Below are 12,902 nucleotides of genomic sequence, written 5' to 3'. Positions count from 1 at the left end.
GTTTTTTATAAGGACATATGTCCTAAATTGACGACGTCCTGGCTTGCCAGTGCCGTAAATCTAAACTAGATGTTAAATAATACCATCAGAGGAGTTAGCATATGGCCGTATCGTCAAATGTCACCAGTCATGGCGAGTTTGCTCGTTGTTTTGAATGTAATCGAATTAGTGCCCTGGCGCCACTGCATTGGCTAGCCTTGGCCTTTAAAGACATGGCGCGAGCGCCAATTTTAAGCCTGCTCTATGGCTTGGTGTTTACCCTTATCCCTGCCACCATTTTATTCTTTGTGTACTCCAGTCAAACTCACTTGGTTATCCTACCGGCAACGGTGGCCTTTGCCCTGGTGGGACCGGCGTTTGCCGCCGGTCTCTATGATGTTGCCTGGGAGTTGGAAAAGGGGCATACGCCCACCTTATTGCACAGCCTTAAATCCATGTTTCGTAATCCAGCCGGTGAGTGGGGCTTTGCGGTGTTGCTCATGGTGATCATGATAGTCTGGATGCGGTTGGCAGCCTTGGTTCATGCTCTGTATCCCAATACCGTTAATCCCAGCTTTGAAGAGCTGAGCGCCTTTTTAACTCTGGGCAGTATTATCGGAGGAGTGCTGCTGGTGACCGTGTTCGCCATTTCCGCCTTTACCCCGCAGATCATGATGGAACGCCGGGTTGATCTGATGACCGCCGTAGTTACCTCAATGCATGCGGTGCGTAACAATATCGGCGCCATGGTGGTTTGGTGTATCTGCATACTATGCTTGATTTTGCTTGGCTTTCTTACTGGTGCCGCCGGTTTTATCGTGATTATGCCGCTGCTCAGCTATGCCAGTTGGCATGGCTACATTGCCACCATTAAAACCAAGCGCCCCCGTCGTTACGAATAGGCACATTGGCTGGCTTATGCAGCATTTATGCATAGCCAGTCACCCTCCCCAGTTGGGCCCGCAGAGGCGGGTTTGACTTCTGTGCTCGGCTTGTATATTGATCCTGTATTGGTGCCGACTTACTGCCGATGTGATTTTAAAAAATTAATATAAATCAATTTGTTATGTGTTGACTTGTATTTTTCCAGTTGCGCTTAGGGTGAGTCCCGAAGCAATCTGGGGTTATTTTCACCAGCATCGGTAGTAAATCTAAAAAATGCATAAATATTGAGGAGATAGCATGACCGCTAAGTGGCAAGACTTTCGAACTAAGGTAGCACAGTGCTTGTGTCCACCGGGGAATGGTGTATTTACGGTAAACACGGCGCGGGAAAGAAAAGCGGCGTTGCAACAGAAGCTTTACGGACAAACCGACAATGTCGATGCCCTGTGGCAAGCGTCTCTCGATGGTCTGCAAACAACCGAACACAAGGCGGTGATGCTGGGCATTAGCTCAGACTGCGGCGGCGGTATTTTGCGTGGTGCCAACTGGGGCCCGTTATTTCTTCGCAACACCCTGATTGAACAGCAACCTCAGGCGCAAGCCTTTGACCTGGGCGACGTGCGCGTTATTCCACACCTGTTGCACGATAAGTATTTAAATGAAGGCACCATTAGCAACTGTCAAAAGGCGCTCTACGCCGATACCGACAGTGAGTACCATGTCAGCCCTTTGTCTATTACCGAGGACGTATGTACCGACTTTTATGCTAATTTCCCAGAGAAGGGGATCTTCGGCATTGGTGGTGACCACTCGATCAGTTATCCCCTGACCAAGGCTTATCTAAAGGCCAAGCGTGAGCAGGGCAAGAAGGTGGCAATTATTCACTTTGATGCCCACACCGATCTCTTGGTGGAACGTTTAGGTATCGACCTGTGCTTCGGCTCATGGTGCACCCATATTCTTGAGTACCTGCCAAGCCCTTCACACTTGATCCAATTTGGTATTCGTTCAAGTGGTAAGCCTAAGGCGCACTGGGAGGGCACGTTCGGGGTGAAGCAGCATTGGGCTCATGAAATCAATGAGCGCGGCACCGATGCCGTGGTTGCCGAGGTATTAGCGCAATTGCGTGCCGATGGGGTGGATGAGCTGTATGTGAGCTTTGATATCGATGCTCTGGACTCGGAATTTGCTTCGGCCACCGGCACACCGGAAAAAGACGGTCTTAATCCGCAACAAGCACTGGATATTCTTGGCGCACTGGCGGCTGAATTTCCCATTACCGGTGCCGATATGATGGAAATCGCGCCGTTCACCGACAGCTCGCTAGAAGGCAAGTCGAGCTCGGAAACAACGCTTCGTGAAGGTGCGAAAATTTCCGCATTCTTGCTTGAGCAAATGAATAAGTAAACTTGATTTCGCTTAGAAATGAACACAAAAAAGAGCGCGTTAGCGCTCTTTTTTGTGGGCGCTTTGTGGCAGTATAGGAGCTAATCACAGGTGGTTGCCCAATTTTTGCGAGTTGTTTCTATGAGCTTTACCGTCTTTCGTTTTTGTCACCATACCTCTTTGGTCTTATTACTAGGCGCCAGTGCTTTGATAGCCTCTCTTTTTTCTGGCCAAGCTTGGGCTCAAAGTCCTAAGTCGATATCAACGCAAACCCAAGTGTTGGTTGGCGGTGGATTACAGGTGTGCTCATCAATGACACCGGAGCATTGCCTGCAGCCCATTGTCGGCGGTAAAACACAGGTCCTTTACCGTCTTGACCATCAAGCTCTGATCCGCCTGGACAGGCAATGGCCGGCGCAATATCAGGCGCACAAGGCGGCCGTGGTGAAGACGTTGACATCGATGGTGAGTGACCAGGCTCTGACTCAGGAGCAATTACTGGCGCTGTGGTATCAGCATGACCCACAAGCTCAGCTTTTGGCTCGGCCACTTTATTATTATGTGCTCGATACCCTGGAGTCCGCAGAACCTTCGCTAACTGAGCGTATCGACGTCGACCTCACTAAGGATGAAGCCACAGGCGATCTGATTGCCTTTATGCACAGCGCAATTAGCGTAGCAGCAGGGCAACAAGCTCAGGCACCGCGAGTACTGATGCTTTCCAGTGCCAGCCGTGACCCCTACGCCAGAGCGGATTATTATGACCAATTGTTGACCACAGATGGTATCGACGGTCAATGGCTGCCCTTAACGCCTGCGTTGGCCAAGGCGCTTAGCCAGGGGCGATGCGAGATGCTCGAAGAGTTTCGTCGCCAGGCACTGACGTTTGATAGAGCGCGGGTATACCCGAAGCAAATAGCACAAGAGCAGGCGCTGTGCGCGCAAGGTACCGAGGCATTGCTAGCGCAGATTAATGCGGCAAGCGCGGTGTTTTTTAATGACGGTGATCAAACTCTGGCTAGGAAGGCGTTGTTTGATGAGCAGGGTAAGGCGTACCCCTGGACCGAGGCCCTTCGTAGCCGGCCCGTAATCTTGGCCAATGGTGCCGGTACTGCGTTGCAAAGTGGCGGGCGCGACGGCAAGGCTAATGTGACGATGATCACCGGCGGAGACGCGTTTGCGGCGCTTGAAGATGAGGTTGCGGTTGTGACTCAGCCAGGGCAATTGCCCTCCGGCTTTGCGGCCATTAGTCACGAGCCCAGGGGCGGTTTGGGCAGCTTTCATTTCGGTGTGCTTGATACCTACTTTAGCGAGCTTAACCGTAGCGTGCGCCTGTCCAGCCTGTTGTACGGCACTGGCCAGCCGGCCGGTTATGGCATTGATGCAGATACGGCCTTGGTGGTGATCAAGTCCGAGCAAGGCAGTGTCGCAACCGTGCTAGGCAAAGCGGGGGTCGTTAAGATTCAGCCCACGGATAAGCACAGTTTTCGCTATAGCTATTATCCAAACGGCGTGCGCATGACGCTGGACGAGCAACAATGGCGTTTGGCCGCCAGCACTCAGGCCATTGAGGTCCGAGGGCCCAGTGCCCAGGCCCTGCCCCAGATGCGTTTTGGCGATATTCTCTATGATAGTAAGCTACGCAGTCTGACTCAGGCCATGTGCCTATCGAGTAGCGCCAAGGCATTGGCAGCCCAGTACACCCGTGGGAACTATAGGGACTTTACCCTGCGCCGAGATGAACATACGCACATGCTTAATACAGGGATCCGCGATAACGCCTGTGCTATCGAAGGGTTGATCATCGAATTTGCACCGCGCAAATAGAGGCTGTTTACTTTTGTGACTTAGAATAACTATTCTGTCATTTGTTTGTTTATTGAGCAGTTGAGGTTGCTGGAACCAGGGAATTGTGCGTTTTATCCGCTAATTCCCCTTGCTGGGCTTGCGTCTAGTTGTTAGCGTGATACTTTTAAATATAAACACTTACCAGGAGTGGTTGATGTTTGCCGCTATTGCATACTTGGTGCTGGCCGTGGTCCTATGCGCGTCGGCGTGGGTGATCCGGGTTCCTTATATCGCAGTTTTCTTTTATTGGAGCGCGTTGTCTTTATTCTTGGTGTCCCTGGCCTACATTGCCAACGCCGGACGAATTTTTCGCAAGCGTCAAAATGGCACTATTCCCTGGTATATCCGCTGGGCTTTTATTCCCTTTTTACTTGGCGCGCAGCTCTATAACGCCTGGCAGCGGCGCAATGATAAGGTGCCGCCCATTCAAGAAGTAGAGCCCGGCCTTTTCTTAGCCTGCCGGCTATTCCCACCGGATGTCGATGCCCTAAAACATGAAAACGTCACCGCTATTTTGGATGCCACCTGCGAATTTGATGGCCTGGATTGGACGGTAATGGGCGAAAATATTAGTTATTTAAATATTCCCGTGCTGGATCACGCCGCACCCAATAAGGCGCAGCTACGTCAGGCCATTAACTGGATCCATCATCACCGTAAGCGCAAGCGTAATGTGGTGGTGCATTGCGCCCTAGGGCGTGGTCGTTCGTGCTGGTTATGGCAGCTTACTTACTGGCCAAGGAGCCGGATGCGGACGTCGATGAGGTGCTGGGTCGCATTCAGGAAACTCGGGAAACCGCGAATCTAAATCGTTTCCAGCGTAAGGCCCTGAAGAAATTGCATAAGCGCGGCGAACTGGTGGTGCGTAATAAAGTGTGCTTAATTGCCAACCCGGTTTCCGGGCGCAAGCTGTGGGCCGATAAAAAGCACGACATTATGACCAGCCTCAACAGTTACTTCGATATGTGCATTAAAACCACCACACCAACGCAAAATGGCACGGATTTAGCGCGTGAGGCCATGGAGGAACATCCGGATATGATCATCGCCTGTGGCGGCGATGGCACCGTTGCCGAGGTAGCGTCGATCACCGCTAACACCGATGTGGTGCTTGGGATCATTCCTTTAGGCACCGCCAATGCCCTGGCCCATGTACTGATGGGCATTGAAAGCAAGGCCTTTGGCGTACAAAAGGCACTTGATGTGTTGATCAGCGGCGATGTTAAGGACATGGACACTGCAACCTGCAATGACGAGCTGGTGCTACTTCTGGTGGGCATAGGTTTTGAGCACAAGATGATCGAATCGGCACACCGTGAAGCGAAAAATAGCAGTGGTCAGTTTGCATATTTGCAGGGTTTTTGGCAGGCACTGAGTGAGCATAAGGCCAAGGACTACACCCTTACGCTCGACGATATGGAGCCACAGCAGATACACACTAACAGCATGATCATTGCTAATGCCGCACCTATTTTCACCTTGCTGGCGCAAGGGCAGGGTCAGCCAGAGCATGACGATGGTTTGCTTGATGTAAACTGGCTCGAGCCAACGAAAAACTCCAATGTAAATGTGTTGAGTATTGCCGAGCTGGCATTTAACAGTGTGGCTCATACTCAGCTTGATAAAAATGCTCACCATACCCATGCTAGACGGGTAACGGTCACCTGTACCGAGGGCATTGATTACGTCATAGATGGCGAAACTCGCCAGGCAGAGAAACTGGAGATCCGGGTGCACCCAGCGTCATTAAAGGTGATGGTGCCGAGTAAACCTTAGGCAGGCCTAAGTCCAGGAGGTATTAGTTAACGCGGATTTTGTGCTTTAACTGGGGGTAGATGGGCTCGCCTTTGGCATCGACGCTGCGCCACATTAGCGGTCCGTTTTCGTGCTGCGGTTGCTTGCGGGCACAGATCTTCAATATGTCTTCCATAATAAGCAGCGCTCCTTCACTGTAGCGCTGCCCTTGATACCAACAAGCGGGCGCCGTCGGGGCATCTACCAAAACATGGGCACGTGCCCCGCTTTTCCCATGCACCTCATTGGCTTGTGTCTGCCACGCCTCGGCAAACGCCTCGGCATTTGCCGAGGCGAACATGCACAGTACGAGTATCACTTTTGTCATCAAAAGCCGCATTGTGGCCCTTATTGTGCGTCGATTTGCTGCTCTGGAGCTGCGTCTACGAATGCTTTAAGGGTATTACAATGCTGATAAATTGCCATGATTTTAGGGTACTTATCCATGGGTACCTTAAAGCGCAAAGCGTTAAATACCTGCGGTACTAGGCACACATCGGCCAAACTCGGCTGGTCACCACAGCAAAACTTCGTGTCGCCAAGCATCTGTTCGACCTTGTCGAAGCCGGTGATGATCCAGTCTTGATACCACTTGGTTTTTTGCTCGTCGCTCACACCCAGCTCATTGCTTAGGTATTTCAAGACGCGCAGGTTGTTAAGCGGGTGAATATCAACGGCAATGGCATAGGCCAGGTTGCGAATTTGTGCGCGCTGCCAGGCATCGCCGCTGAGCAATGGTGCCTGATCTGTGGTTTCATCAAGCCACTCAAGGATAGCCAGAGACTGTGCCAGCACACCTTGCTCAGTCTCTAGCGCCGGTAACAGGCCCTGGGGGTTTTTGCCCAGGTAGTCCTCACCTTGCTGTTCCGACTTGAGCAGGTTAACTGGTACTAATTCGTGATCGACGTTTTTCAGATTGAGGGCGATGCGCACCCGATAAGCCGCCGAAGAGCGAAAATAGCTATATAATTTCATTACTTAGCTCCGTTAAAGTGCTTTTTAATGCCTTTCCAGCAATCAAGGTAATCGCTTTGACGCTCTTGACCCTCTAGTGCATACTTGGTCGGCGCAATGATGTAACGCGACTCAAACATAAAGGCAAGTGTGTCTTCATAGCGTACCGGCTCAAGTTCAGCATTGCTAGCCTTTTCAAACACTTCTGCTTCTGGGCCATGAGGAGACATACAGTTGTGCAGGCTTGAACCGCCGGGCACAAAGCCCGCTTCTTTGGCGTCGTACACACCTTTGATCAGGCCCATAAACTCGCTCATGATGTTGCGGTGATAATAAGGTGGGCGGAAGGTGTGCTCGGCAACCATCCAGCGCTCAGGGAAGATCACAAAATCAACGTTGGCCACGCCCGGCGTGCCCGAAGGTGAGGTCAATACGGTGAAAATAGACGGATCCGGGTGATCATAGCTTACCGTATTCATCACATTGAATCGCGCCAGGTCATATTTGTACGGGGCACTGTTACCTGTCCAGGCAACTACGTCTAGTGGTGAGTGTGTGATATCGGCGCGATATAACTGACCGCTGAATTTGGCCACGATCTCAAAGTCGCCTTCGATGTCTTCAAATGCCGCCACTGGGTATTGGAAGTCACGGTCGTTGGCGTAACCATTGGCACCCACCGGCCCACGCTCAGGCAAAATATATGGGTTGCCGTAGTTTTCACAGATATAACCGCGTACCGGGCCGTCCGGCAGTTCTACTGAGAACTTCATGCCGCGCGGGATCACCGCAATTTCACCGGCGTCGATCTCTAAAATACCGCATTCTGTTTTCAGGCGCAGGCGTCCTTGTTGCGGCACAAACAGCATTTCACCGTCGGCATTGTAGAAATAACGACCTTCCATTGACTGGTTAGCCACATAAATATGAATACCGATACCGGCTTGGCCATTAACACTGCCGTTGGCGGCCATGGTCACCAGACCATCGATAAAATCGGTTGCCTGCTCTGGAATAGCAACCGGGTTCCAGCGCAACATGGTCGGCGGCGTAGGCACTTCGGTGATGGGAGCTGAGCGTAGCAGGCCGTTGTCCATTAGCTCGTAATCGCCTTGAATTACAGAAGGGCGAATGCGGTAAAGCCAGGTACGGCGGTTCTCGCCACGAGGCGCGGTGAAGGCGGTGCTAGAGAACTGCTCCGCATACAGACCATAATTTACTTTCTGTGGGCTGAATTGGCCTATTGGTAAGGCGTTTTCGAGGGCTTCGGTTTCAAATTCATTGCCAAAGCCAGTCATATATTTAAGGCTGTTATTGCTCATGGTGTCACTCCTGTTGTATTGTGTTTGAAGATACTCTCATGTGAGACTAATTTCAAATCCCATTTATAATTCGGCTGTAAGAAATTATTTACGCTAACCAATGGTAACTAGACTATGGCTTTTAAGCTGGAAACCTTTATTCCTTATTTGATGACTTTAAGTGGCGCCAAGGTGAGCGAGGCCTTTGCCCAGGTCTATGGGGGGCAATTGACCAACCCGCAATGGCGTATTGTTTGCCACTTGGCTCAGGTGGAGGATGGGCTGACATCGAAGCAGTTGTGCGTTAAGGCCATGTTGGATAAATCGACGGCCTCGCGGGCTATCAATGAATTAGAACAGCTGGATTGGCTCTCGGTCAGTGCGTGTGACAAGGATAAACGCGCTAAACAGGTGCGTTTGAGCGAGCAGGGCAGGTTGCAATTTGATGCCCTGATCCCAAAAGCTTTGGACTGGCAGCAGGAACTGCTGGCGGGATTTACAGAGCAAGAGAAGGCACTGTTGGTGGATCTTTTGTGCCGCTTGGAGCTGCGTGCTGCAGATATAAAAAAGGCCCATCAGTAGGGATGGGCCTTGGCTTAACTTTGCGCCAGGCGCAAATTCGCGTTAAAGGCTATTAGAAGGTGTAACGAACACCGATACGCATTTCCCAAAGTGACGCATCGCGTTCCACACCCGTGTTTTGTTTGCCTTCGTTGAAACCCGTATACACGTAACGACCGTTTTCGTCGATTTCCATATCAACCATGCGGTTACCACCGAATGAGCCCTTCTTATAGGTGCCCCAGTCGTCGTTAAGCAGGTTAGTCAGGTTATCGATAACGAAGAAGGCTTCGCCCTTATGACCTTCCATAAAGCCAGGAAGCTCTTGGCTTACTTTTAGGTCGAACTTAACAAACCACTCGGCATTTTCACTGTTACGACCCGTGATAGAACCGCGTTTTAGGTTTTCGTCTTCAATGAACTGATTGAATGCAGCCAGCTCGTTTTTGTCCATTGCATAAACAACGTTAGGATCGTTCTCAAGCGGTACATAAAGCAACTGACGCGAGCCGTAGCCATAGTTGTTGAAATCGCCAAACTGGCTATCCGCCGTATCATATACATAGCTATAAGGTAGGCCTTCACTCGCTTGACCCAGTAGGCTAAAGCGCGTTGAGTAACCATCGAAGAAGTCGTGTGTATAGCCAAGCTTGAAGGTAAAGCGGTGCGGTACTTCATAATCAGACGTATGTGCACCAGGGTTGCCCGGGTTGGTTGTAGTAAAGTAGCTGTAGTTAGACGCAGCTACCGAGCTATTCATAGGGTTAACGTCTTTTGAGTCCGTGTAGGCGTAGGCGATGGTGAAGTCGATACCATTGTCGTAACTTTTACTAAGAGCCGCAGAAATAATGGTCGATTCACCAGCATCACCATCGACATTTGTTAGCATATATTCTTGGTTACGGCCTGGCCCTTGTGGGTTTAGAGGGTCAGGCTTTGACTCATAAAAAGGACGACCGTCAAAGGAATACATAAGCTCACCAGTTTCAGGATGTCTTGCTTGCTGTAATGCATGGTCTCTAATAGTTGCCGAGTCATTTTTCTGCGTATGTAAGATGTCTAGATTTACGACATACTCGTTTTCGAACGTGTAGGTGGCGCCGATTGAGTATTTCCATTCTGATGGAAGCTCGAAATCAGGGTCGATTGAATGTGTAGCTGAGTCACCAAGTCCCGGTTGCGTGTCTGCAATTTCATCGAACTGTGATTGTGGAATATCAAAGCCCGGTGTGCCGCCATCAAAGTTGGTCATTGGTGTGTTGAATAGATCCACATCGTACTCGGTAAGCTGGATTTGGGTCACCCCATCGTTTTGATAGGCACTAGACGCCCAAACGTTCGGGTTACCACCCGAGTAAAGGCCAAATCCTGCGCGTACTTCAAGGGCCTCATCCACAAACCAGTTAAAGCCAACGCGTGGCTGGAGCAGGTCAACACCGTCTAGGTTTTGCTGGTTAGAGAAGCCATAACGCTTCTCGAAGTTGGCATTGTAATTTGGATAGTCGTCACTGTTATATTTGTCGTAGCGTAAACCGAACAACAAGGTAGCATCAATATTGCTGAAGCTGTATTCATCTTGCACATAGAATGAATGTACTTGATATGAAAACTCTGCTGCTAAATCGTCAGGGTTATTGGTGCCCGCGGCGTTGTAATAATAAACACGATCTGCAAAGCCTTGCTCGTATTCATCGATTGAACCAAAGCGGAATTCGCCTTCTGTGTGCTGTACGAATAAGTTGAATACATTTAAGTCTTCATATTCGTAACCTGCAGTGATTGTGTGTTGATCTAGGTAGTAGGTACCGGCTAGCTTAACCGTGAAGTTATCCCAGTCCAAGTCGTTAGAGTGACGTGAATCATCGGGACCAATGTAAACGGTATCGCCATTTGCTGCCTTAATTTGGAATTCACCGAATCCACTGGCGCTGTCTAGAGACTTTTGACGCGCGTCCAAGTCTGATTTACCTATGCGCACTTCGGTTGAGAAGCTATCGTTCCAGTCCGAGTAGAGTGAACCCACGATAGAAGTGAATTCAGCGCCGCGCTCATAGAAGTGGCTAGAAAAAGCCAGTTCGTCATTGTCGGCATCGGATTGCGACAGCGCAAAACCATCATTGTAGTTGTAAACTAGGCTGGCACGGTGATCGTCATTGATATTCCAGTCTAGTTTAATAAGTATTTTTTCGTCTTCAATCGGCATACTGCCTGGCATACTGCCTAGGTCATAGTTATATACGTTCTTGGTGATGTCACGAATACGGTCGATATCCGCTTGTGAGATAGAGCCGCTATCAACAGGGCCATAGCTAAACTGTTGTACACCCTCGAGTTTTTCATACGAAGTGAAGAGGAACAGGCTGTCTTTGATCAGGGGCAGGCCAACATTAAAGCCATAGCGCTTCTCGTTGTAATCGCCGTTATCAATGTCATCATCGATCTCTTCTATGCTGTCACCCTTCATTGAATCATTGGTGTAGTCGAAGAATACGCCGCCGTGAATTTCGTTGCTACCAGACTTGGATACGGCATTGATATTACAAGATGTAAAGCTACCGTATTGTACATCGAAAGGGGCCATCTCAACGGCAACCTGCTCGATAGCGTCGAATGAGAACGGCTGACGAACAGTAGGGTAGCCATTCGAATTAAGACCGAAGTTGTCGTTCATGCGCACGCCGTCAAGCGTTAAGCTGTTAAAGCGCGGGTTGGCACCACCACAGTGGATAGCGTCACGGCTATCATCTACATAGATACGCGGGTCGGCGCGAACAATGTCAGTCAGGTCACGGTTGATGGCCGGTGCCGTTTCCAGATCTTCCTGAGTGAAGGTGGCTGCAGGGCCGGTACCGCCAGAAAATGAACTAATAGGACGACCGGTTACTACGATCTGTTCCATATCGGTTTTTGCTTGTAGCTGCACAGTTACCGGGTATTCTTTACCCAGAGACAGCTGCACGTTTTCGATCAACTGATCTTCAAACTTATCAGAGTCGATAATGACGTTGTAAGGACCACCTACGCGCAGACCCTTAGCGCTGAAGTAGCCGGCGTCGTTCACAACGGCGGTTTTTGATGAACCGGTTGGTAGGTGGATGATGGTCACCACGGTGCCGGCAGCGGGGTTACCGGCAGGGCCTGTGATCTGGCCTTTAATTGATGATGACGTCTCGTTCGCAAAAGCACCAGTGGATACACCCATGGTTGCCGCTATAGCAGCAGAAATGGCCGTTTTCCTAAGTTGCATTTTCATGTTGTTGTTTCCCGTGTTAATAGTTTATCTAGTTAAACATTTCATTGTTCTCGGCCTCATAACCTGTGGGCCGATACTTATTTTTTGTGCGGCTAGGCCGCGGTTCCTTGGTATAACTGATTTAACAGCGCCGCCAGGCGTAAGCCGCCGCGACGTAGTTGTTGTTCCATCATTGTTTGGTATTGGTAGACATATTCGTAGCCCAAGCGTTCATCGCTGTGGCGATAGATTTTGCTGGCCAGATGATGCGACTCCAGGAGCCAGCCCTTGACGTCAACGTTTTTATTTTGGGCGACTTGATTTTGGGTACAGCATATAAAATCTTTGTATTCGGAATATGACAATTGCTGGTGCGCGATTAATTGTGTATCCCAAAGGCGATGTAGGTTGGTCACTTGCGAGAAAAATTCGACATTGATGCGGTTGCCGCCGCGATCGGCGCTGCGGCCCACATGCAGGGGCTGATGAATGTCGCCAATTAGGTGAATCAAAAAACGCAAATAAAATTGCTTATCGGTGGCGCTGGTATCTGCTTTGCTAAGTGCTGACATGGCCGACAGAATGGCGCTGTAAGCATCTTTTATATCTGTTTTATCGGTATGGGCGTGATGCTCGGTGTTTAAAAATTCGTGCTCTGAGTCGATATTGATATAGTGCCAACGGGATGATTGACGTTGCCAAAACGGGCCGGGGGCGGAGCGCATTTCGTCGGCCCAAGTACTGGCCCTTGCCAGGCTTTGTCCTTGTAAAATAGCCATCACCTGAGCTTTGGCCTCAGGGGTTAAGTGTTGTTCGGCGATGGCACCAATAATGCGATGACCATTTGCACCCCAGGCCCACGCTTGGTTGCCATAGGTAAATCCAAAGGTTGTGCCCAGCATTAGCATCGCCATGACAGCGGCTTTAAATGAGCTACGAATCAGCTGTAAATCCATTGTTGT

At 50.2% G+C, this 12,902-nt stretch carries 9 protein-coding genes and 1 pseudogene; 5 read left to right on the top strand and 5 right to left on the bottom strand.

Annotation, left to right across the window (positions count from 1 at the left end; translation table 11 throughout):
• Positions 1-101: 101 nt before the first annotated feature.
• The 4 genes and pseudogenes from C2M29_RS07075 to C2M29_RS07060 all read left to right on the top strand — a co-directional run bounded on the left by C2M29_RS07075 (position 102) and on the right by C2M29_RS07060 (position 5,874).
• Entirely contained in the window at positions 102-881 is a 780-nt protein-coding gene (locus C2M29_RS07075; RefSeq protein WP_105189085.1) for a DUF2189 domain-containing protein, read from the top strand.
• A gap of 280 nt (positions 882-1,161) precedes the next feature.
• Entirely contained in the window at positions 1,162-2,271 is a 1,110-nt protein-coding gene (locus C2M29_RS07070; protein WP_105189084.1) for an arginase family protein, read from the top strand.
• 120 nt (positions 2,272-2,391) lie between these two features.
• Positions 2,392-4,077: a hypothetical protein gene (locus C2M29_RS07065; RefSeq protein ID WP_105189083.1), complete on the top strand. Its 1,686-nt coding sequence runs from the start codon at positions 2,392-2,394 to the stop codon at positions 4,075-4,077.
• A 175-nt stretch (positions 4,078-4,252) separates the two neighbouring features.
• Positions 4,253-5,874: pseudogene (locus tag C2M29_RS07060) on the top strand (diacylglycerol kinase family protein).
• Positions 5,875-5,896: 22 nt separating this feature from the next.
• Here the strand turns inward: C2M29_RS07060 and C2M29_RS07055 are convergent.
• Genes C2M29_RS07055 through hmgA form a run of 3 tightly spaced genes read right to left on the bottom strand, consistent with a single transcriptional unit; the run spans position 5,897 to position 8,168 of the window.
• Positions 5,897-6,220, bottom strand: a complete 324-nt coding sequence (locus tag C2M29_RS07055) for a DUF1496 domain-containing protein (protein WP_158684662.1) — start codon at positions 6,218-6,220, stop codon at positions 5,897-5,899.
• A gap of 20 nt (positions 6,221-6,240) precedes the next feature.
• The gene (maiA, locus tag C2M29_RS07050) at positions 6,241-6,867 is read right to left on the bottom strand and encodes a maleylacetoacetate isomerase (RefSeq protein WP_105189081.1); all 627 of its coding nucleotides are present in this window, start codon (positions 6,865-6,867) and stop codon (positions 6,241-6,243) included.
• Positions 6,867-8,168, bottom strand: a complete 1,302-nt coding sequence (hmgA, locus tag C2M29_RS07045; RefSeq protein WP_105189080.1) for a homogentisate 1,2-dioxygenase — start codon at positions 8,166-8,168, stop codon at positions 6,867-6,869. The genes maiA and hmgA overlap by 1 nt, the downstream gene beginning before the upstream one ends.
• Before the next feature lie 114 nt (positions 8,169-8,282).
• On the opposite strand from hmgA, the gene C2M29_RS07040 reads away from it, so the two are divergent.
• Entirely contained in the window at positions 8,283-8,729 is a 447-nt protein-coding gene (locus tag C2M29_RS07040) for a MarR family winged helix-turn-helix transcriptional regulator (protein ID WP_105189079.1), read from the top strand.
• Between the two features lie 52 nt (positions 8,730-8,781).
• Here the strand turns inward: C2M29_RS07040 and C2M29_RS07035 are convergent, their stop codons facing one another.
• Entirely contained in the window at positions 8,782-11,961 is a 3,180-nt protein-coding gene (locus C2M29_RS07035; RefSeq protein ID WP_105189078.1) for a TonB-dependent receptor, read from the bottom strand.
• Between the two features lie 92 nt (positions 11,962-12,053).
• Complete coding sequence (locus C2M29_RS07030; protein WP_105189077.1) at positions 12,054-12,896, bottom strand: S1/P1 nuclease; 843 nt, start codon at positions 12,894-12,896, stop codon at positions 12,054-12,056.
• Positions 12,897-12,902 lie beyond the last annotated feature (6 nt).

Origin of the sequence: Pseudoalteromonas sp. T1lg48, assembly GCF_002964785.1 — a bacterium.
In the GTDB taxonomy this organism is placed as follows: domain Bacteria; phylum Pseudomonadota; class Gammaproteobacteria; order Enterobacterales; family Alteromonadaceae; genus Pseudoalteromonas.
The sequence above is the reverse complement of the archived record's forward strand: the minus strand, read 5'-3'. Positions and strand labels throughout refer to the sequence as shown.